This is a genomic window from Nonomuraea sp. CA-143628 (assembly GCF_050942315.1).
Taxonomy (GTDB): Bacteria; Actinomycetota; Actinomycetes; order Streptosporangiales; family Streptosporangiaceae; genus Nonomuraea.
In genome coordinates this window covers 7,735,621-7,757,176 of the sequence record NZ_CP192072.1, presented here as the reverse complement: position 1 = coordinate 7,757,176, position 21,556 = coordinate 7,735,621, and the positions used below count along the sequence as shown (strand labels likewise).

The 21,556-nt window shown below is 68.1% G+C and carries 16 protein-coding genes; 6 read left to right on the top strand and 10 right to left on the bottom strand.

Translation table 11 applies throughout. The features are described 5' to 3' along the window. Positions 1 to 190 precede the first annotated feature (190 nt). Positions 191 to 1,582 (top strand): glycoside hydrolase family 43 protein, encoded by a 1,392-nt coding sequence (locus ACQP2T_RS35480; RefSeq protein ID WP_433509255.1) that lies wholly within the window; start codon positions 191 to 193, stop codon positions 1,580 to 1,582. Continuing rightward, complete coding sequence (locus tag ACQP2T_RS35475) at positions 1,579 to 2,844, top strand: hypothetical protein (protein WP_433509254.1); 1,266 nt, start codon at positions 1,579 to 1,581, stop codon at positions 2,842 to 2,844. Before ACQP2T_RS35480 ends, ACQP2T_RS35475 begins: the two co-directional genes overlap by 4 nt. Positions 2,845 to 2,888: 44 nt before the next feature. Here ACQP2T_RS35475 and ACQP2T_RS35470 read toward each other — a convergent pair whose 3' ends face one another. The 6 genes from ACQP2T_RS35470 to ACQP2T_RS35445 are packed head-to-tail and all read right to left on the bottom strand — an operon-like array spanning position 2,889 to position 11,388. Beyond that, the gene (locus ACQP2T_RS35470) at positions 2,889 to 4,394 is read right to left on the bottom strand and encodes an Ig domain-containing protein (RefSeq protein ID WP_433509253.1); all 1,506 of its coding nucleotides are present in this window, start codon (positions 4,392 to 4,394) and stop codon (positions 2,889 to 2,891) included. Continuing rightward, the gene (locus tag ACQP2T_RS35465) at positions 4,391 to 6,304 is read right to left on the bottom strand and encodes an Ig domain-containing protein (protein ID WP_433509252.1); all 1,914 of its coding nucleotides are present in this window, start codon (positions 6,302 to 6,304) and stop codon (positions 4,391 to 4,393) included. The genes ACQP2T_RS35470 and ACQP2T_RS35465 overlap by 4 nt, the downstream gene beginning before the upstream one ends. 12 nt (positions 6,305 to 6,316) lie before the next feature. After that, positions 6,317 to 7,219, bottom strand: a complete 903-nt coding sequence (locus ACQP2T_RS35460) for a carbohydrate ABC transporter permease (RefSeq protein ID WP_433509251.1) — start codon at positions 7,217 to 7,219, stop codon at positions 6,317 to 6,319. Beyond that, on the bottom strand, positions 7,216 to 8,097 hold the full coding sequence (locus ACQP2T_RS35455; RefSeq protein ID WP_433509250.1) for a carbohydrate ABC transporter permease: 882 nt from the start codon (positions 8,095 to 8,097) through the stop codon (positions 7,216 to 7,218). Before ACQP2T_RS35455 ends, ACQP2T_RS35460 begins: the two co-directional genes overlap by 4 nt. Further along, positions 8,097 to 9,467, bottom strand: a complete 1,371-nt coding sequence (locus tag ACQP2T_RS35450) for an ABC transporter substrate-binding protein (protein ID WP_433509249.1) — start codon at positions 9,465 to 9,467, stop codon at positions 8,097 to 8,099. The genes ACQP2T_RS35455 and ACQP2T_RS35450 overlap by 1 nt, the downstream gene beginning before the upstream one ends. Before the next feature lie 13 nt (positions 9,468 to 9,480). Further along, positions 9,481 to 11,388: a glycoside hydrolase family 127 protein gene (locus ACQP2T_RS35445; RefSeq protein WP_433509248.1), complete on the bottom strand. Its 1,908-nt coding sequence runs from the start codon at positions 11,386 to 11,388 to the stop codon at positions 9,481 to 9,483. Between the two features lie 117 nt (positions 11,389 to 11,505). On the opposite strand from ACQP2T_RS35445, the gene ACQP2T_RS35440 reads away from it, so the two are divergent. Continuing rightward, positions 11,506 to 12,519, top strand: a complete 1,014-nt coding sequence (locus tag ACQP2T_RS35440) for a LacI family DNA-binding transcriptional regulator (protein WP_433509247.1) — start codon at positions 11,506 to 11,508, stop codon at positions 12,517 to 12,519. A gap of 249 nt (positions 12,520 to 12,768) precedes the next feature. On the opposite strand, the gene ACQP2T_RS35435 is transcribed toward ACQP2T_RS35440, so the two are convergent. Further along, positions 12,769 to 13,113, bottom strand: coding sequence for a histone-like nucleoid-structuring protein Lsr2 (locus ACQP2T_RS35435; RefSeq protein ID WP_214643165.1), 345 nt, complete (start codon positions 13,111 to 13,113; stop codon positions 12,769 to 12,771). A 125-nt stretch (positions 13,114 to 13,238) separates the two neighbouring features. After that, positions 13,239 to 13,715 (bottom strand): Lrp/AsnC family transcriptional regulator, encoded by a 477-nt coding sequence (locus ACQP2T_RS35430; protein ID WP_433509246.1) that lies wholly within the window; start codon positions 13,713 to 13,715, stop codon positions 13,239 to 13,241. A 155-nt stretch (positions 13,716 to 13,870) separates the two neighbouring features. Between ACQP2T_RS35430 and ACQP2T_RS35425 the strand changes: the two genes are divergently transcribed. After that, entirely contained in the window at positions 13,871 to 17,419 is a 3,549-nt protein-coding gene (locus tag ACQP2T_RS35425; RefSeq protein WP_433509245.1) for an indolepyruvate ferredoxin oxidoreductase family protein, read from the top strand. A 37-nt stretch (positions 17,420 to 17,456) separates the two neighbouring features. Continuing rightward, complete coding sequence (locus ACQP2T_RS35420; protein WP_433509244.1) at positions 17,457 to 18,596, top strand: acyl-CoA dehydrogenase family protein; 1,140 nt, start codon at positions 17,457 to 17,459, stop codon at positions 18,594 to 18,596. 640 nt (positions 18,597 to 19,236) lie between these two features. On the opposite strand, the gene ACQP2T_RS35415 is transcribed toward ACQP2T_RS35420, so the two are convergent. Together ACQP2T_RS35415 and ACQP2T_RS35410 are read right to left on the bottom strand one after the other, a co-directional pair. After that, a complete protein-coding gene (locus tag ACQP2T_RS35415) occupies positions 19,237 to 19,443 on the bottom strand; it encodes a DUF397 domain-containing protein (RefSeq protein ID WP_433509243.1) in 207 nt (68 codons plus the stop codon). Positions 19,444 to 19,470: 27 nt separating this feature from the next. Then, positions 19,471 to 20,298, bottom strand: a complete 828-nt coding sequence (locus ACQP2T_RS35410) for a helix-turn-helix domain-containing protein (protein ID WP_433509242.1) — start codon at positions 20,296 to 20,298, stop codon at positions 19,471 to 19,473. Positions 20,299 to 20,727: 429 nt separating this feature from the next. On the opposite strand from ACQP2T_RS35410, the gene ACQP2T_RS35405 reads away from it, so the two are divergent. Further along, positions 20,728 to 21,291 carry an ATP-binding protein gene (locus tag ACQP2T_RS35405; RefSeq protein ID WP_433509241.1) on the top strand — a complete coding sequence of 188 codons (564 nt, stop codon included), beginning with the start codon at positions 20,728 to 20,730 and terminating at the stop codon, positions 21,289 to 21,291. The last annotated feature ends 265 nt before the right edge of the window (positions 21,292 to 21,556 follow it).

Sequence of the window (21,556 nt, the reverse complement as noted above, 5' to 3'; positions counted from 1 at the left end):
ACGAAATACCCTGACAAGAAACGATAGCAACCTATCGCTTAGCCGCAAGACCATCGCGGTAAACATTGGGCCTTGACGACCTTGGTGGTATCGCTAACACTCGACAACGCCCCGCCGACCGCACAGATCCGGGATCAAAAATGTTAGCGCTAACCAAGCAATCGCTAGCTCAGACGAGGAGTGCCCTGACATGAGACGTCTGAAATCCATGACCATGGCCGTGGCGGCCGCCGCCGGTCTGGTCCTCATCTCCGCAGCCCCGGCGCCCGCCGCCGCGCCGATCACCACCTCCATCTATACCGCCGACCCGGCCGCCCTGGTGGTCGGCGACACGATGTACCTCTACACGGGGCACGACGAGGCGCCCGCCGGCGGTACGAACTTCGTCATGCGGGACTGGCACGTCTTCACGTCCGGTGACGCGACGACCTTTACGGACCAGGGCGCGAAGCTGAAACTTTCAGACTTCTCATGGGCGGGCGCCGACGCGTGGGCGGGCGAGGTCGAGCCGCGCAACGGCAAGTACTACTGGTACGCCCCCGTCAACGGCAACGGCGCCGGATGGATGGACATCGGCGTGGCGGTCGGCGACAGCCCGCTCGGCCCCTTCCACGACGCCAAGGGCGGCCCGCTGATCAGCGACAGCACCCCCAACTCCTCGCCGCTCAACATCGACCCGACCGTCTTCACCGACGACGACGGCCAGGCCTACATCTACTGGGGCTCCTACTACGGCCTGCGCGCCGCCAAGCTCAAGCCCGACATGATCAACCTCGACGGCGGCGTGGTCACCCCGAGCGGCGTGTCGAACTTCTGGGAGGCGCCCTGGATGTTCAAGCGCAACGGCACCTACTACCTCGCCTACTCCGCCAACGACTCGGCCTGCTCCGCGCCCGGCTACGCGTGCATCCGCTACGCCACCGCGAGCAACCCGCTGGGACCGTGGACGCACAGGGGAGTGGTGCTCGACCAGGTCTCCTCGACCACCAACCACCCGGCGATCATCGAGTTCAAGGGCCAGTGGTACATGGTCTACCACAATGCCAACAGCCCGGGAGGCGGCAACTTCCGCCGCTCGGTGACGCTCGACAAGCTCTACTGGAACGCCGACGGCACCATGCAGAAGGTCGTGCAGACGACGGGTCCCTCCAACTCCAGCAACCTGGCGCTCAGCGCGACGCCGTCCACCTCATATGTCTCGCCGTGGGAGACCCTCGGCGCGGTCAACGACGGCTTCACCCCGGCCAACTCCGCCGACCACAGCCACGGCGCCTACGGCAACTGGAACCACCAGGGCACCGAGTGGCTGGAGTACCAGTGGCCGACCGCGCAGACCGTCAACCGGGTCGGCGTCTACTGGTTCGACGATGACCAGGGCATCGACCTGCCGGCCTCGTGCAAGGTCCAGTACTGGAACGGCAGCGCGTACGTGGACGTGCCCGGACAGTCGGCCTGCGGGGTGGCGGCCAACACCTTCAACACCACGACGTTCACGGCGGTCTCGACGACCAGGCTCCGGCTGAGCGTCACCTCGAAGACCGGCTTCTCGACCGGCGTCCTCGAATGGCAGGTACCGCGATGAAACGCATGGCATTCCTCCCGATCCTGTTACTCAGTTTCTTCTTCGTCCCCGCCGGTCCCGCCGTGGCCGCCGAGGTCAACCTGGCCACGACGGCGACCCCGAGCGCGTCGTACACCTCCTCGTGGGAGAGCGTCGCGGCGATCAACGACAACATCGACCCGCCGAGCTCCAACGACACGGTCAACCGCCGCTGGGGCACCTGGCCCAACACCGGGCAGCAGTGGGCCGAGCTGACCTGGGCCCAGGCGCAGACGCTCAGGGTCGCCCAGGTGTACTTCTTCGACGACAACGGCGGCGTGCGCGTCCCCGCCTCGTGGAAGCTGCAGTACTGGACCGGCAGCGCCTACAACGACGTGCCGAACGCGACCGGCTACCCGACGGCGCTCAACACCTACAACAAGGTGACGTTCGGCCAGGTGAGCACCACGCGGCTGCGCGTACTCCTGCAGAGCGGCCAGGGCTCGGTCGGGCTGCTGGAGGTCAAGGCGTTCACCAACGACCCGGGCGGCGGCGGCAGCCCGAGCACCTGGAACCCGCCCGCCAACCTGGTCACGCCGCTCAACGAGGTCTGGTCGCACGTCGAGAGCACCTACCCCGACCTGTACGGCTTCCGCAACTACGGCTGGGACCAGGTCATGGCCAACGGCGGCTCGATCAACTACTGCGTGCGCTGGGACAGCTCCGCCACGGTGACCGCCGCCCAGCGTGACCAGATCCACGCGACGCTGGCCAGGCAGTTCAAGAAGTGGATGGACGTGATGGCCGGGCACAACAACTGGCCCTATACCAACGTGCCGGTCAAGGTCGTCGGCTGGGCCGTGCGCGACCGCGCCCAGCTCCAGTGGAGCGACAACTCGGTCGACATCTACGTCAACAACATCCGCGAGAACGCGCCGCAGTGCGCCGAGCCGTGCGGCCGCTTCTTCAACCAGAGCGGCAATTACCCGAACTGTCCCGGTGGCGCGTCCCACCACTACGACATGTCGCTGTGGCTCACCGCGGGCTTCGGCGGCGGCGCGGGCGGCGACTGGGGTCAGCGCATCGGCAGCGAGTACTACATGAGCAACCTCAACGCCGACAACGTCCACATCCTGCTGCACGAGATGGGCCATTCGTTCGGTCTGGATGACTTCTACGACTGGACTCCCACAGGGCAGTGTTGCTTCCTGATGAAGGCCGGCAGCGCGACCTCGATCACCGACTTCGACGCCTGGATGCTCCGCGACTGGTGGCGGCACCTGAAGAGCCGCTACGGGCGCTGACCCCGCGTGAAGCAGGGCGGCGGCCATGAAGGCCGCCGCCCTTTTTACGCGTTGACGGTGAGCTTGTAGTCGCGGGTGACGGGCGTGCTGAGCTTGTCGTAGTCCCTGAGCTGCACGGTGAAGGAGAAGGTGCCCGCCGCGGCGGGCTTGCCGGTGATCGCGCCGGTGAACCGGTCGAGGGCCAGACCTTCGGGCAGCGCGCCGCCGGTGACCTGCCAGTCGTAGAAGGGCACGCCCCCCTTGGCCTGGAGCCGCTGGTCGTAGGTAGTGCCTGCCTTCCCCGCCTTCACCGAGGCGGTCTCGATCGAGGGCTTGAGGAACGGGGTGAGCTTCTTGTTCAGCTTCCAGCCGGTGTTCTCCGCGATCAGCAGCGTCAGCTTGGTCAGCTCCCACTGCCGGGTCGGGAAGACGTGGCGCCAGCCGCCGCTCTGGCCGCTGAGCCGGTCCCAGTAAGGTTCGTCACCGGGCACGTGATAGCTGGTGTCGAGCGGGACGGGATAGCCCTGGTAGTCGATGACCTCCTGGTCGTCCCGGCCCTTGCTCTCCACGTACTTCGCCATGCCCTCCCAGTCGCTGTGGAAGGCGACGGCGTGGCCGTACTCGTGCATGACCAGGCCGTGCACGTCGATGACCTGGCCGAGGTCGGTCTTGTACCAGTCCTCGTCGGCCAGCGAGCTGACCAGCTTCATCAGCTGCTCGTCGTACTCAAGGATCATGCTGGTCGAGCGGTGGTAGGGGGTGGGCTTGCCGTTCTGGGTGTGGAACTTGCCGTTGATGGTCGGGTAACCGGTCGAGTACGGCGTCTGGATGCCGCGGAAGAAGACGTACATGCCGTTGTACGGCTTGGCGTTGGTGGCCTCGACCTCGTTCTGCCAGTCGTCGCCCGGCAGCTTGTTGACCTCGTCCCCGGCGGGGACGGTGTCGAACGGCTTGAGATCGAAGAAGGCGAACCAGTTCCGGACCGCCGTCTCGGCGGCCTTGCGCACGCCCGGGTCGGAGAAGTAACGGGTGATCGTGTCGTAGCGGTAGTCGAAGTCGATCGGGATGGTGGGTTCGAGCTTCTTCTTCTCGTCCTGCTGGACCATGATCGGCATGGTCTGGGTGATCGTCGCGCCGGTCGCGTCGGTGGTCTTCATCACCCACTTGTGGCGTTCGTCCTGGCCGGGGCCCTGCTTGGAGTGGATGGCCAGCCGGACGACCTCGCGGTCGGCCGGGCCGGTGAGCGTGAAGGTCTTGGTGGCGCCGGTCGCCGTGAGCTCGCTCGGCATGTTGAGCATCAGCCGGGAGGTGCCCTCGGCCTTGAGGTCGACGGTCAGGGGGTAGGCGATGCCCGCCACCTTCGGCGCCCGCACGGTCAGCTCGATGTAGGGGTTGGCCAGGTAGCCCTGCCAGTCCACGAGCTTGACGCCGTAGTCCTTGACATTGCGGTAGAAGATGTCGAACACGTCCAGGGCCGGGGCCGCCTGGCGGGCCGCCAGGCCGGGCGTGGGCACGGAGAGCGCGCCCACGAGCCCGGCCAGGACGGTAACGACGCCGATCTTTCTTCTCAAGCGAATGCCTTCACTTCTAACAGTCCGACGGATGCCTGGCCGCTCTGGAGCGCGACCCTGAGCTTGGTGGTGTTCACACCGGTGAACGTCACGTGGTTGTAGGCGTTGAGCGCGGTCGGGTAGGTGCCCGGGATGTCGACGTACGCGGTGCCGTTCCAGTACTGGAGCTTCCAGGAGGCCGGCAGGCGCACGCCGTCGTTGTCGTCGAAGAAGTACACGTCCGCCGACCGGATCGTCTGCGCGGCCGGCCAGGTCAGCTCGGCCCACTGCGCGCCGGTGTTGGGCCAGGTGCCCCAGCGACGGTTGACGGTGTCGTTGGAGCTCGGCGGGTCGATGTTGTCGTTGATCGCCGCGATGCTCTCCCAGGGCGAGGTGTACGACGCCGACGGCGTCGCGCTCGTGGCCAGGTTGACGGGCGTGGGGCCACCGCCGCCGACCTGGAGCTGGAACGACTTGGTCACCGGCGTGCTCCTGCTGTCGTAGTCACGCAGTTGCACGGTGAAGGTCGAGGTTCCGGCCGTCGTGGGCGTGCCGCTGATCGCGCCGGTGAACCGGTCGAGGCTGAGTCCGGCGGGCAGCGAGCCGCTGGTGACCTGCCAGTCGTAGAACGGCACCCCGCCCTTGGCGGCGAGCGTCTGCTGGTAGCTCTGGCCGGGCGTGGCCTGCGGCAGGGAGGTGGTGGTGATGGACGGCTTGAGGAACGGGGTGAGGTTGCGGTTCAGCTTCCAGCCCGCGTTCTCAGCCACCAGCAGGGCCAGCTTGGTGAGCATCCACCTGCGGGTCGGGAAGTAGTGCGTCCAGCCGCCGCTCTGCCCGCTCAGCCGGTCCCAGTTACGCTGGTCGCCGGGGATGTGGTAGCTGCTGTCGAGTGGCACGGCGTAGCCCATGTAGTCGACGACGTCCGGGTCGTTGCCGCCGCCGTTGACGTAGGAGCGCATCCCGGCCCAGTCGCTGTGGAAGGCGACGGCGTGGCCGTACTCGTGCATGACCAGGCCCTCCACGTCGAGGACCGAGCCGGCGATGTCCGTCTTGTACCAGTCCTCGTCGGCCAGGGAGGTGAACAGCTGCTTGTTCGCCTCGTCGTACTCGAAGATCATCGCGGTGGAGCGGTGGAGCGGGCCCGCGACCTGCGCGCCGTTCCTGGTGAAGTACTTGCCGTTGGCGGCGGGGTAGCCGGTCGAGTAGGGCGACTGGATGCCGCGGAAGAAGACGTACATGCCGTTGTAGGCGGCGTTGTTGGTGACCGTGATCTCGTTCTGCCAGTCGTTGCCCGGCAGGTGGTTGTTCTCCGCCCCGGCCGCCACCGTGTCGAAGGGCGTCACGTCGAAGAACCTGAACCAGTCCTTGACGGCCTCCTCGGCGGCGGTCCTGAAGGCCGGGTTGGAGAAGTAACCGGTGACCGTGTCGAAGCGGTAGTCGAAGTTGATCGGGATCGTCGGCTGCAGGGCGGTCTTCTCGTCCTGCTGGACCCTGATCGGCATCGACTGCTGGAACATCGCGCCGCTGCCGTCCCTGATCGCCAGCTTCAGCGTGTGCAGCTCGTCCTGGCCCGCCCCGCGCTTGGAGGCGATCTCCAGCTTGAACGTCTTCTGCTCCGACGCGTTCGCGAACGTCAGCGTCTTGGTCGCGCCCGTCGCGGTCAGCTGGCTGGGCAGGTCCATCATCAGCCGGGAGGTGCCCTCGGCCTTGAGATCGATCGTGACGGGGAACTGGGCGTCCTGCGGGGGTTTGACGGTCAGCTGGATGTACGGGTTGGCCAGGTACCCCTCCCAGTCGACCAGCTTGACGCCGTAGGTGTTGACGGTCCTGCCGAACATGTCGACGACCTGGGCCGCCGACAGGGCGTGGGCGGGCTGCACTCCGACGAACAAGGAGCTCAGCAGCAGGAGCGCGACGGTTAATCGCTTCATGGTGTGCGCCTTTCAGTTCTTGATGCCGGTGAGCGTGACTCCCTCGATGAAGTAGCGCTGGAGGAAGAAGAACAGGGCCACGATCGGGACGATGACGGCCGCCGAGGCCGCCATCAGGTAGCCCCACTGCGTGATGAAGACGCTCTGGAACGAGGCCAGCCCGAGCGAGAGCGTGTACTTCTCCTCGTCCTGCAGGTAGAGCAGCGGGCCGAGGAAGTCGTTCCAGGTGCCGATGAAGGTGAAGATGGTGACCACGATGATGGCCGGCTTGGACAGCGGCATGACGATCGTCCAGTACACCCGCCACGGCGACGCCCCGTCGATGTAGGCGGCCTCGTCGAGCTCGAAGGGGATCGTCAGGAAGAACTGCCGCAGCAGGAACACGTTGAACACCCCGCCGCCCGCCCCGGCGAACCAGGCGGGCACGGTGAGCGGGACGAAGGTGTTCAGCGCGCCCAGCTCCTGCCACATGACGAACGTCGGGATGATCGTCACCGCGTACGGCAGCATGACGCCGGTCAGCAGCAGCGCGAAGACGACGTTGCGCCCCTTCCACCGCAGCCGGGAGAAGCTGAAGGCGGCCACCGAGCAGGTGAACACCGTGCCGAGCACGCAGATCACCGCGATGATCACCGTGTTGACCAGGTAGAGGCCGAACGGCTGTGCGGTGAGCGCCTCACTGAAGTTCGACCACTGGAACGGGCGCGGGATCCACTCCGGCGGCGCGACGAACATCTGGCTGTCGGTCATCAGCGCGCTGCGCACCAGCCAGACGAACGGCAGCAGCGTCGGGATCGCGCCCGCGGCCAGCGCCACGTACAGGAGCACCCTGCCGTACCTGCGCGGCCGCCGCAGGCCCTGGGTCGGCGCCACGCCCTTCGCGCGGGTCCTCTCCCGCGCCGCCAGCGTGGTCATCGGGCACCTGCCATCTCGTAGTAGACCCAGCGGCGGGCGTTGCGGAACATCAGGAACGTCACCACCATGATGATCATGAAAAGCACCCAGGCGAGCGCGCTGGCGTAGCCCATCTCGCTCTCGGTGAAGGCCTTGCGGAAGAGGTAGTAGACGTAGAAGAGCGTGGCGTGGTTGGGCCCGCCCTCGGTCATCACGTACGCCTGGTTGAACACCTGGAAGGTGCCGACCACGCCCACCACCAGGTTGTAGAAGATGGTGGGCGTCATCATCGGCAGCGTCACGTGCCAGAAGCGGCGCAACGGGCCGCCCCCGTCGATCGACACCGCCTCGTACAGGTGACGCGGCACGCCCTGCAGCCCGGCCAGGAAGATCACCATGGTGTTGCCGAAGCCCCAGGTGCTCATGATGATCAGCGACGGGATCGCCATCTCCTCGCTGTAGACCCACTGCGAGGTCGGCAGCCCGGCCTGGCGCAGCAGCGAGTTGAGCAGCCCGAAGTCCGGATTGAAGATCCAGATCCAGAGCACCACGTTGGCGATCGCCGGGACCAGCGTCGGCAGGTAGAAGATCGTCCGCCAGAGCGACAGGCCGCGCGCCTTCTGGTTGAGCAGCATGGCGACCGCGAAGCTGACGATCAGGGTGAGCGGCACCGCGCCGAGCGTGTAGTACGTCGTGGCGCTCAGCGACTTCCAGAACAGCTCGTCGTCGACCATCCTGGCGTAGTTGTCCAGGCCGACGAACGACGGGCTGCCGCCGATCTGCCAGTCGGTCAGGCTGAAGAAGAACGAGGCGACCATCGGGCCGATGGTGAAGATGGCGAACCCGAGGATGGCCGGCAACGCCATGAGGATGCCCCACCGCGTCTCGAACCTGCGCATCAGAGCGCCTGAGTGTGCTGCCAGCCCTGCAGCATCCCGGTGATCTTGGGGGCGAGTGTCTTCAGCACCTCGGCCGCCGGGCGCTTGCCGGACTCGATCTCCTGCATGGCGGGGGTGAGCGCGTCGCTGTTGATCACGGACATGTTCTTGACCCGGTTGCGCAGGTCCGGCACGCCGTGCTCGCGGGCGTAGTCGACAACCGCGGTCCTGAACTCCGGCGGGTGCTGGGCGTTCTTGGTCCAGGAGTCGATGGCGGCCTGGTCCTCGTAGTACTTCTTCTCCTGCGGCATCCACAGTCCCTGCTTGAACAGGTCCACGTTGGCCGGGTCGTTGTGGAAGGCGAGCAGCTCCACCGCCTCCTCGGCGTGCTTGGACCCGCTGAAGACCGCCGAGGCGCCCGCGACCTGGGTGGTGGTGAACGGCTCTCCGTACTTGGGCAGCACGCCGATGCCGTAGTCGACCTTGCTCTCGTTCATGTCGAGCAGCGACCAGTGGCCGTCGACCACCATGGCAACGCGCTTGGTCTTGAGCAGGATGTTCGTGCCGGGCACGTCGTCGCCGGTGGCCGCGAGCTGGCCGGGGCCGGGCATGACACGATGCTTGTAGATGAGGTCCTGCAGGTTCTGGAACACCTTGATGGCTTCAGGCGAGTCGAGCAGGCACCGCTTGCCGCTCTCGTCGGCGAAGTCGCCGCCGTTGCTGCGCAGGAAGCCCAGCCATGCCGCGCCGTAGGTGATGCTGCTGGAGATGCCGAACTGCCTGATCTGCTTGGGGTCGAAGCCCGACTCGTCGGGATGCTTGCCGTTCTGGTCGATGGTCAGCTTGTAGGCGTTCTGGACGAGCTGGTCCCACGTCCAGGCGGAGGCGGCGTCGGCCGGCGGGGGAGTGATGCCGGCGTCGGCGATGGCCTGCTTGCTGTACCAGAGCAGCTCGATCTCGTTGGCCGTGGCCAGGCCGTGCAGCTTGTCCTGGCCGTACCAGAGGTAGGCGTCCGGCAGGTAGCCGGCCAGCTGCGGATACTTCTTCAAGTAGGGGAACAGGTCGACCAGCTTGCCCTGCTCGGCCAGCCGGAAGGACATGGACATCGGCACGTAGCCGACGTCCGGCACGCGCCCGCTGGCCACCAGGGTGTTGAGCTTGACGTCGTACTCGTCGGGGGTGAACAGCGCCTTGACCTTGACGCCCGGCTTCTTCTGCTCGAACTGCCTGAGCATCTTCTCCACGGCCTTCTGCTCGAAGGTGGAGCCCCAGTACATGAACTGCAGTTGTTTGGCGCCGGTCGATCCGCCGCCACCGCCGCTCCCACACGCGGCCGCCGCCGCGCCGAGCGCCGCGAGACCACCGATCTTGAAGAGGTCACGTCTATTCATGGGGGTGATTCCTTTACACGAGAGGGATCCAGACCCGCATCCCGCGGCCGTCACGGTTGTCCCACTGGTAGTAGGGGATCGCCGTGGCGGTCACGCGGGAGCCGGTCGAGAGCTCCCCGGGGGGTGTGGTGGTGTACGGCAGGCCGCCCACCGGCTGGGAAACGACTTGGGCGTCGGCCTCGATCAGGACGGTGCGCCCGGCGCCGTCGAGGTCGTCCTTGTCCAGGACGCGCAGTTCGGCGCCCGCGGGCAGCGCCAGATCCGGAAGGTCCACGCCTTCGGCCTGGTCGGCCTGCTCGAAGCAGTAGACGAGCGGCCCGCGCTCCACGGCGACGCATCCTCTGACGGCGTCGACGCGGCGGTGCGGGTGGACGAGCCGGGGCGCCATGCCCAGCTCCAGCTCGACGGTGTCGCCCGCCCGCCACTCGCGGGTCAGCACGACGTAGCCGCGCTCGTCCGGCACGGCCGCCGCCGACTCGCCGCCGACCGTCACCGTGGTGGAGGCGCTCCACGCGGGCACCCGCAGCGCCAGCGACCACGGGGTGCCGGGCGCGCGCTCCACGGTGAACGTGACGCGGCCGTCCCAGGGGTAGTCGGTGGCGACGGCCAGCGCGAGCTCGCCGTCGGTGACGGTCCCCGGCATGTACTGGTGGACGAGCAGGGTGTTCTCGGCGGACGTCGCGATGTGGCCGCCGAGGGAGGAGACGAGCCGCATGATGTTCGGCGGGCAGCAGGCGCAGGCGAACCACTCGCGCCGCCGACCGGCGTAGGCTCCTTCGACGTGGTCGTCCCTGCGCTGGAGCGGGTTGACATAGAAGAAGCGGATGCCGTCGGCCGAGGTCGAGGCGGCGAAGGCGTTGTAGAGCGTGCGCTCGATCAGGTCGGCGTAGCGGCCGTGGCCGGTGGCCAGGAGCAGCCGCCAGTTCCAGTGGATGCTGGCGATGGCCGCGCAGCTCTCGTTGTAGGCGCGGTCCGGCGGCAGCTCCCAGCGGTCGCCGAACGCCTCGTCGGAGTGGCGGCTGCCCATGCCCCCGGTCAGGTGGGTCTTGGTGGCGACCAGGTCCTCCCAGCGCCGGATCGAGCACTCCAGCAGCGACTCGTCGCCGGTCTCCAGGTAGACGTCGACGATGCCCGCCTCCAGGTACAGCTGGCGCACCGCGTGGCCGACCGCCGTGTCCGCCTCCCTGACCGGCAGGTGGTCCTGGGCGTACAGGATGCCGAGCCCGCTGTCGCGGATGAGCCCCTTGCCCCTGTTGTCGATCAGCTTCGCGGCCAGGTCCAGGTAGGAGCGCTCGCCGGTGACCCGGTAGAGCTCGACCAGCGCGGTCTCGACCTCGGCGTGCCCGTCGATGCCGTCGTTGCCACCATGCAGGAAGACCTCCGCGAGGTGGTCGGCGAACTTCCGGGCGACTTCGAGCAGTTCCGCGCCGGTCCCCGCGCGGGTGGCGGCGACGGCGGCCTGGAACAGGTGGCCCGCGCAGTACATCTCGTGGCTGTACTCGAGCTCGGCGTAGATCTTGTCCGGCTTGACGACCTGGTAGTGGGAGTTGAGGTAGCCGTCGGGCCGCTGAGCGCGCTTGAGCACCTCGGCCGCCTGCTCGACGAACTCCGGATACTCCGCCGACGGGCGCCTGGCGTGCTCCCAGGCGACGGCCTCGAGCTGCTTGTACAGGTCGGAGTCCTGGAAGCGGTACCCGCGGAACTCACCGTCGGCGCCCGCCCCGGCTCCGGCCAGCCTGAGGTTGGGCAGGCTGCCCGCCTCTTCCATCTGCTCCAGCCCGAGCGGGATGCTCGCCGCGCGGTTGATGCTCTGCCACCGCCCGAACGGACCACCGGTGATCACGACGTCGTGGATGCCCAGCGGCCGCTGCACGGCCTTCGATTCCGCGGTCGGTACGGCAGGGCCGCAGGCCTGGTCCATCGAACTCCTCGCACATGGGGAATAGGCTTTCCTTGGCGAACAGTAAGGTGTTACACATCACTGGTCAACCCTCTGGGTAGTTGGACCGTGACCAGGATGTCGAGGGAGGGAAACCGGTTGTCTGAATTTTCCCAGCGCGCAGTGACCATCCGTGAGGTCGCCGCGGCCGCCGGAGTGTCGATCGGCACGGCGTCCAAGGCGCTCAACGGCCAGGGCCGGCTGCGCGAGGAGACCAGGGCGCGGGTGATCGCCGCCGCCGAGCGTCTGGAGTTCCGGCCGAACACGCTCGCCCGGGGCCTGCTGCACGGCCGTACCTTCACCGTCGGCCTGGTGACGTGCGACAGTTTCGGGCGCTTCAGCATCCCGGTCATGCTCGGTGCCGAGGACGCGCTGGGCGCCGGTCAGATCTCGGTGTTCATGTGCGACACGCGCGACGACCCGATCAGGGAGCAGCACTACGTCGAGCGCCTCCTGGCCAGGCGGGTGGAGGGCATCATCGTCACCGGCCGGCGTACCGAGCCCCGGCCGAGCATCGGCACCGGCCTGCCCGTCCCGGTCGTCTACGCCATGACCCAGTCGACGGAGCCTGCCGACTTCTCGGTGATCCCCGACGACCTGGGCGGGAGCCTCCTCGCCGTACGGCATCTGCTGGCCACCGGGCGGCGGCGGATCGGCCACATCACCGGGCCGCAGCGCTTCCTGGCCGCGCGGACGCGCGCGGCGGGCTTCGCCGACGCCCTGGCGGAGGCGGGGGCGACGGCGGCGGGCGAGACGCTGTTCGGGGAGTGGTCGGAGGAGTGGGGGCGGCAGGGCGCCGACATCCTGCTGCGCACCCAGCCGGACGTGGACGCGGTGTTCTGCGGCAGCGACCAGATCGCCAGGGGGGTCGCCGAGACACTCAGGGATCGGGGCCGGCGCATCCCCGACGACGTGGCGCTCGTGGGCTTCGACAACTGGGCGCCGATGGCGCTCGGCTCACGGCCGCCGCTCACCACGGTCGACATGAACCTCGGTGAGATCGGGCGGGCGGCGGCGACGCACCTGCTGGACGTGATCGGCGGCGTGCCGCACCAGGGCGGGGTACGGCGGATGCCGTGCAGCCTGGTGCTGCGGGAGTCGACCCGCGCCTAAGGGGTTGCCTGGGGGTGGGACATTCGGAGCGAACCTGGAGTGTCTGGGCAACGTCGGCTAACGGCTGCGCCACCGGTCCCCTCGCCTGGACCGGCGGGCCGTACGGCCTTAAAGGCAGCCGGCCGACTCTGATCGCCATCCTCCCGCCGCGCACCCGCCGTCGCGGCGGCCAAAGGCCGATGGGCGGGCACATTTCGAATTCAGGAGGTGCCGGTCATTATCGCCGCGGTGATTGCCGGAGCGGCAATCTCAGTGAGCCGCCTCGTACTGCTCCACGATGGTCGCGGCGATACGTCCGCGCTCGCTCACGGGTAGTCCCGCCTGCTTCGCCCACTGGCGAATTTCGGTGGACTTGTCGCGGCTGACCGAGCGTGCCGAGCCGACTCCGCGACGCACCTTACCACCGCGCTCCTTGCGGACCTGACGCGCCTTGACCAGGAACGGGGCAAGGGCTTTGCGCAACTTCTCCTCGTTCTTATCCGAGAGGTCGATCTCGTAGGCAAAGCCGTCGAGGCCGAACCGGATTGTGTTCTCGGACGACAAGGCGGATCCGTCGAGGTCGTCAAGGAAGATCTCTTGAATTTGCTTGGCCATGCTGGTGCTCCGAATTCATGAGGCGAGAAGACAATGAGTACTGTAGCGTATGGTGCCGTTGTCCGGCGCACCCCTGGGGCGGTGGATAGCCAGGACAAAGAAAGCTCGCCTAATTGCATAGCGAGCTATTTCATTCCCGCTATCCGGGGCGGTCGCGGCGTCAGTGCGTCGCGGGTCCACGAGCCCAGCACCATCAGCGTTTTGGTGCCCGTGACGTTCCCGGCGCGGCGCAGGTGATCGATGACCTGCTGGAGATGACCGAGGTCGCGGACCCGTACGTGGATCAGCGCGTCGGGGTCGCCGGCGATGGTGAAAACAGCCTGTACCTCCGCCACGTCGGTCGCCGTGCGGACGATCTCGCTCACCGGCGTGGTGCCCGCGTAACGCAGTTCGGTGAACGCCTCGATGCCCCATCCGAGCTTGGCGTAGTCGATCTGCACACTGAAACCGGTGATGACGCCGAGTTCTTTGAGCCGGTCCACCCGGCGCTTGACCGCGGCCACGGAAAGCCCGATCGTGCCCGCCATGTCGGAGAAGGTGCGGCGCCCGTCCTCGCGCAGCAGGCGCAACACCCGATGATCAATGTCATCTATTTCTGGCATGTGGGCACTCCTCGGTTTTTGATGGAAAGAACCATAGCGAAAGAGGCCGAGGCCGCAAAGGTTTTGCGTCTTTGTCGTGTCTTCTTGGCCGATACTTGCGCGATGCCCGCCCGCGTTGCTGTGCTGGGGTCTCCACGAGCCCCAGGGAGGCCCGCATGAGCGTCACCCTCGACGACAAGTACACGGCCGCGGACGGCCGCGTGCTCATGTCGGGCCTGCAGGCCCTCGTCCGGCTGACGCTCGAACAGCGCCGCCTGGACCAGGAGCGCGGCCTGGACACACGCGTGTTCGTCTCCGGCTACCCGGGCTCGCCGCTGGCCGGCGTCGACCTGGAGATGGGCCGGGCCGCCCGGCTGCTCGACCCCGCGGGCGTGGTCGTCCGTCCGGCGCTCAACGAGGAACTGGCCGCCACCGCCGTGGCGGGCACCCAGCTCCTGGAGCGCCTGCCAGGCCGGCGGCACGACGGCGTGACCGGCTTCTGGTACGGCAAGAGCCCCGGCCTCGACCGCGCCGCCGACGCCATCCGGCACGGCAACCTGGCCGGCACCGCCGCGCTCGGCGGCGCGGTGGCCTGGATCGGCGACGACCCCGGCAGCAAGTCCTCGACCGTGCCCAGCACGTGCGAGCCGATGTGCCAGAGCCTGTGCGTGCCGCTGCTCGCACCGGGCTCGGTGGCGGAGATCATCGAGTTCGGGCTGCACGCGGTCGCCCTCTCGCGCGCCAGCGGCCTGTGGACGGGCCTGAAGATCGTCGCGGACCTGGCGGACGCGTCGGCCACTGTCGATCTAGGCTCGCTGCGAGACGGCATCCCGGCCCCGGACCACCCGAGCCGCCCCACTCCGGCCGCCCTGGTCGGCCCGGCCGCGCTGGACGCCGAGCACGACATGCTGACCCGGCGGCTCGACCTGGCCCGCGACTACGCCCGCGCGCACGGCCTGAACCGGGTGGTGGCCGGCTCGTCGCACGCCCGCCTGGGCATCGTCGCCTCCGGCGCGTCCTTCGCGGTGGTACGCAGGGCGCTGGCCGACCTCGGGCTGGACGAGGCCGCGATCGAGGACCTGGGGCTGCGGCTGATCCGGCTCGGCATGCCGTACCCGCTGGCGCCCGCCGACTTGGCCGCCATGACGGCGGACCTGGACCGGGTGCTCGTGGTGGAGGACAAGGTCCCGTTCCTGGAAGGGCAGCTGAAGCAGGCGCTCTATGACGTCGCGCGCTCGCCCGCCGCCCGCGACCCGCTCACTGCCCGCGGCCCGCTCACCGCTCGCGACCCGCTCACCGCCCACGATCCGCTCACTCCCCGCGGCGGTGAGGTGCTCACCGCCCCCGGGATTCCCGCTGTCGTCGGGCGTGAGCTTCTCACCGCCCGCGGCACGCTCGGTGCGGAGGACGTGGCCAAGGCGCTGGCCACCTTCGCCGACATGCTGCCGCGGACCACCGTCCACCTGGCTCCCGCCCAGAAGCCGCGGCCGCGTCGCCTGCTGCCGGTGGTCGCCGCGCGCACGCCGTACTTCTGCTCGGGCTGTCCGCACAACACCTCCACCCGTACCTCGGACAGCACACTGGTCGGCGTCGGCATCGGCTGCCACGCCATGATCGCCCTGGACGGCGCCGGACGCGGCAACCAGGTCGGGCTCACCCAGATGGGCGGCGAGGGCGCCCAGTGGATCGGCCTGGCCCCCTTCACCGATGACCGGCACTTCGTACAGAACCTGGGCGACGGCACCTTCCACCACTCCGGCTCACTGGCCGTCCGGGCCGCCGTCGCGGCCGGGGTGCGGATCACGTACAAGCTGCTCTACAACGACGCCGTCGCCATGACCGGCGGCCAGCGCGCGGAAGGCCGGCTCGACGTGCCCGCGCTGACCCGGTCGCTGGCCGCCGAGGGTGTCCGCCGGATCGTGATCACCACCCCCGAACCGGAGACCTACCGGAGTGTCCGGCTCGCACCGATCGCCACCGTACGGCACCGCGACGGGCTGGCGGCGGCCGAGCAGGAGCTCGCCGAGCTCGACGGGGTGAGCGTACTCATCCACGACGACCGGTGCGCGGCCGACGAACGCCGCCTGCGCAAACGCGGCAAACTGCCCGTCCCGGTGGAGAAGGTCGTGGTCAACGAGCGGGTCTGCGAGGGCTGCGGCGACTGCGGCGAAGTGTCGACCTGCTTGTCCGTGCAGCCCGTGGAGACCGTGTACGGCCGCAAGACCCGGATCCACCAGCCGTCCTGCAACTCGGACCTGAGCTGCTTGAAGGGCGACTGCCCGTCGTTCCTGCTGGTCAAGCCGGGCACCAAGCGGGCACGGCCGGTCCCGGAGCTCCGGGGGGATGGTGGACCACGGCCGGTCCCGGAGCTTCCGGTGGAGCTCACCGAGCCGGTCGTTCGCTTCCCCGGCCGTGAGGTGTTGCTGCGGATGCCCGGCATCGGCGGCACGGGCGTCGTGACGGTCTCGCAGATCCTGCAGATGGCCGCCCACCTCGACGGCCTGCACGCGGCCGGCCTCGAACAGACCGGGCTGGCGCAGAAGGGCGGCCCGGTCGTCAGCGACGTCCGCATCTCCCCACACCCGATCGCCGGCTCCCCGAAGGCGTCGCGCGGCACCGCCGACGTACTGATCGGCTTCGACCTGCTCGGCGCGGCGGCCGAGACGAACCTGGCGGTGGCCTCGCCGGAGCGTACCGTCGCTGTGGTCAGCAGCGCCGTCGTCCCGACCGCCGCGATGGTGACAGGCCGCGTCACCGTACCGGACTCGCCCGCCGACGCGATCACCCGCGTCGAGTCGGCCACCCGGGCCGCCGACAACCTCTATCTCGACGCCCACGGGCTCGCCGAAGCGCTGTTCGGCGACCACATGCCCGCCAACATGCTGCTCGTCGGCGCCGCGTTCCAGGACGGCTGCGTGCCGGTGTCCGCCGAGGCCGTCGAGCGGGCCATCCGGCTCAACGGAGCCGCGGCCGAGCAGAACCTCGCGGCGTTCCGCTGGGGCCGGGCCGCCGTCATCGACCGCCAGGCGGTGCTGGCCGCCGTGGAAACCCCAGCTCCGCAGGCCGAGACGTTCGAGCAGGCCATGGCCACGCGGATCGCCGACCTGACCGGCTACCGCGACGCGGCCTACGCCACCCGGTACGCCGAGGACGTGCGCCGCGTGGCCGCGCTCGCCGCCGACCGCGCGGGGGAGGAGGCCGCCGCGCCGATCGCCCTCGCCTACTCCAAGGGGCTGCACAAGCTCATGGCCTACAAGGACGAGTACGAGGTAGCCCGGCTCCACCTGGACCCGGCCGAGCGGGCCAGGCGGGAGCGGGAGTTCGGCGCGGACGCCGTCGTGTCGGTGCTGCTGCACCCGCCGCTGCTGCGCGCGCTGGGCATGAAGCGCAAGATCAGGCTGCGCCGCTCGGCGAACGCCGTCTTCCGCGTGCTGCGCGCCGCCAGGTTCCTGCGGGGTACGCCGTTCGACGTGTTCGGGTACGCGGGAGTACGCCGCGTCGAGCGGGCGATCATCACCGAGTACCGTGACCTGATGCGTGACGCTCTCGCCCGGCTGAGCCCGGCGACCGCCGACGCCGTGGCCGCGATCGCGGCGCTGCCGGAGGCGGTTCGCGGGTATGAGGACATCAAGCTCGCGCGGGTCGCGGAGTTCCGCGACCGCGCCAGGACCGCCCTCGCGCAGCTGAGCGAGCCCACCGGTCCCCGCCCTCTGGAGAGAGCGTGACCGTCGACCGCCTGCTGCCCAGCCCTCTGGAGAGAACGTGACCGTCGACCGCCTGCTGCCCACCCAGGACGCCGAGGACCTCATCGCCCTCACCCGGGACATCGCCGACAAAGAGCTGGCGAGCCGGGTCGATGAGCATGAGCGCGCCGAGACCTATCCGGAGGGCCTGTTCGCCACGCTCGGCGCCGCCGGACTGCTCGGCCTGCCGTACCCGGAGGAGTTCGGCGGTGGCGGCCAGCCGTACGAGGTCTACCTGCAGGTGCTGGAGGAACTGGCGGCCCGCTGGGCCGCCGTCGCGGTGGCCACCAGCGTGCACACCCTGGCCTGCTTCCCCGTGGCCACCTACGGCACGCCCGAGCAGCGCGAACGCTGGCTGCCCGACATGCTGGCGGGCCGGCTCGTCGGCGGCTACAGCCTGTCCGAACCCCAGGCCGGATCCGACGCCGCCGCCCTCACCTGCAAGGCGGAGAAGGTGGAGAACGGCTACCGGATCACCGGCAACAAGGCGTGGATCACCCACGGCGGCAAGGCCGACTTCTACGCCCTGTTCGCCCGCACGGGACAGGGCAGCCGGGGCATCTCCTGCTTCCTGGCCCCCGGCGCGGCCGACGGCCTGACCTTCGGCCGCCCGGAGGAGAAGATGGGCCTGCACGCCATCCCCACCACCAGCGCGCACTGGGACGGCGCCGTCATAGAGGCCGACCGCCTGCTCGGCGAGGAGGGCCAGGGCCTGCCCATCGCCTTCAGCGCCCTGGACTCCGGCCGCCTCGGCATCGCCGCCTGCGCGACCGGCCTCGCCCAGGCCGCCCTGGACGCCTCGGTCGCCTACGCCAAGGAACGCCAGACATTCGGCCGCAAAATCATCGACCACCAGGGCCTGGGCTTCCTCCTCGCGGACATGGCGGCGGCCGTGGACAGCGCCCGCGCCACATACCTGGACGCCGCCCGCCGCCGCGACGCCGGCCGCCCGTACGGACGACAGGCCAGCGTCGCCAAGCTGGTGGCCACGGACGCCGCGATGAAGGTGACCACCGATGCGGTGCAGGTGTTCGGGGGGTATGGGTATACGCGGGAGTTCAGGGTGGAGCGGTACATGCGCGAGGCGAAGATCATGCAAATTTTCGAGGGCACGAACCAGATCCAGCGCCTGGTGATCAGCCGCGACCTGGCCCGCTGACCTGCGCAGCTCCTTGTGATGCCCGCCCCGCCACAAAGGGCCTCCGCTTCGCTCCGGGCGTTCTTCTGGGGGCGCCTCCGGCGCAAAACGGGCTTCGCTTGTGGGCGCTTCGCGCCTTAAGAGCTTCAGACGCTGCTCCCAGTCGGGCCAAAGCCCCGACCCCTGGAGGGCCTCGCTTCGCTCGGACGCCCTCCTGGGGCAGGCTTCGCCTGCGAGGACCTTGTTGACCTTGGCCGACTCGAGACGGAACTCACGATGGGAGCGCCGAGCATGCAGATTTTGAGGGCATGATTCAGATCCAGTGCCTGGTGATCAGCCGCGAACTGGCCAAATGGGCTCCGATATACGCGAACCCCGCTTTCCAGTGCTGAGAGACGGGGTTCTCTGTCTAGGCACCGCGCCCTATCGCTATCCGGGATTTCTTGGAGTCCGTCGCCCTGGCCATTGGCCGGGATCGTGCCGGGGCCGGTCGATCCCACCCGGCCCCCACGCTCAGACGTCGATCCACCAGAGCTGGTGGGGCTGGCCGCGGTCGGGGTGGTCGCGAAGGTGCTCGGCGCGGCCCATGCACTGCGCAGCGGCCCAGACGCGCGGAATCCCGGTCATCCTTGGATAGAAGGCCGGGGTTTCGCACGTAGACTCACAGGTCGAACTCGCCGGCCTGAACTCCGCCTACGAATGCGCGCCACTCTCCCGTGGTGAAGATCAGGTGGTGCCCCTGGGGATCCTTGCTGTCGCGTACAGCGATGCGACCATCAGCCACGGCGACTTCTACGCACTGACCGGTTGCGCTGCTCAGAGAACTCTTTCGCCACTCTGCGGTGGTCAGGTCGATCTCCTCTTGCATCTCTGCCGCCCTCATACTTTCCTCGTGTCAGCGCATCAATCTAAGTGAATCGGTCGAACTTGCAGCAACCACCCGAAGCCGATCAAATATCATCGTAAACCTCTCCACCTCGGTTTCGCGCTCCACAAACAAGTCACCGGCTGCGGAGTCGATGTAGACGACTTCTGCTTGGCCAACCTCGGGCGGGAACTGGAGGATGGAGAACGAGCCCGTCATGCCCGCATGGGCTCCCGCGTGGAACGGAAGGATCTGGAATGTCACGTTGCCGAGCTTGGCCATCTCAGCTATGTGCCTGATCTGCTCATCCATGACAGCGCTATCGCCTATCTGTCGTCGAATCGCAGCCTCGTCAACGATCGCTGACAGATGCAAGCGCCCTTCCTGGAGTAGGGATTGACGGGTGAGACGCACTGCAACCAGGTTGTCTATCTCGTCTTCGAGGCCATTGATCAGTCCAGCGCTGACAACTGACCTGGTGTAGCGCTCGGTTTGTAGCAGTCCGGGGATCAGCAGACTCTCGTAGTTGCGAACCGATACGGCATCAGCCTCCAGGCCCACGTATGTGCTGTGGGCGCGAGGCAGCACGTCCCTATAAGCCTCCCACCAGCCCTTTTCTCTTGCCTGGCGGGCCAAAGTCAGTAGTGATCTCTTCTCGTCCTCCGGGACCTCGTACAGGTCTAGGATCGCGCGGACATCCGCCGTTGACCCCTCCCGGGTGGCGGTCTCTATGCGGCTCAGTTTTGTGGGGTGCCACTTCAGGGCGCCCGCCGCTTGGTCGAGGTGAAGCTGCTTCGCCTCCCGGAGACGGCGCAACTCTGCGCCGAGACGGCGTCGCCGAACGGTTGGACCTGCCACCTCGACCACTCCTCTACACACGCACATAAGACATCGCACAGTGTGTCATGACCAGGCTAGGCATGGCGGAAGGGCTTGCAACTCCTTACCTCTCGCGACTTTCCCATGGTTGGCACTTGCCATAGAAACTGAGTTGGCAGCACACTGAGTCGGCGCGACCTTGCGGTTGTCGACAGAGTGTGGCTCTCCCGATGGCGACCCAGTTCCCCACACGTGGACGAGAGAGGTTCGGCATGCCTCGATTTGACTACGAAGAGCAACTATTCATTCACCTAGTGCGCTTGGGATGGGATCTGCGGCAGTTGGGGCTGGGCCTATCGGTGGAGTTGCCTGTGGCGAGGGAGCCGTTCGTGGTGGTGCGGCGTGCGGTGGGGCCGTTGCTGGTGCGGGCCGCTTCGAGGGGTGATTCCTGGGTCTTCACGTGGGGTCATGGTCGGGGTCGGTGGGTGGAGGCGTACGACGCGGGCGCGGCTAAACGGGTCTGGGAGGAGACGCAGTGACGGAGCGGTTTCTGAGCGAGATGGTGTTCCCCGGCGAGAAGTGGGTGGTGCCCGTGGCTCGTCGCTGCGTCGCTGCGTCGCTGCGTCGCTGCGTCGCTGCGTCGCAGCGGTCCTGCTGGGGGCGGGATGCCAGGACGTGGACAACGCACGGTTGATCATCAGCGAGTTGGTTTCTAACGCGCTCCAGCACACCGCCTCGGGGTATGGGGGAGGTCTTGTCGCGGTGGATGTCATTGGTCTCGGTTCGGCGCTGACTCGGATCGAAGTGACCGACGATGGGGCGGACACTGTTCCACGTCCGCGCCTGTCCGATGGCCTGGCCTCCCGCGGGCGGGGCCTACGGCTCGTGGAGCAGATCGCGGCCGCATGGGGTGTCCGCCGGTCAGGCGGTCGGCAACTCACGGTCTGGGCGGAGGTGCGCACGAGTCCGGGCGTTCCTGTCTGTGCCGAAGAGCGCGTGACGAGCACGGTTACCCCAAGAGACTCCAGGTGATGGCGGTGAGTTGGGTGTTCGATCAAGAGCTGTTCCCTCCTTACTGCATGGCACCTCACGTGCCAGCCGTTAAGTCGCATGACGACCGGCTGGCATGGAACGCTCCACGCGTTGGCGAGCCGGACGGCCGGGTCCTGCGTTGGACCTGCGACTGCGATGAGGTTGTTTATGAATTGATCGCGCTCGGCGGACTTCGGTTCATTCGCAGGACCGATCGTCGAGGCGGGCAGGTGGTCATACACGAGAGCGACCGTTGGCCCATCCA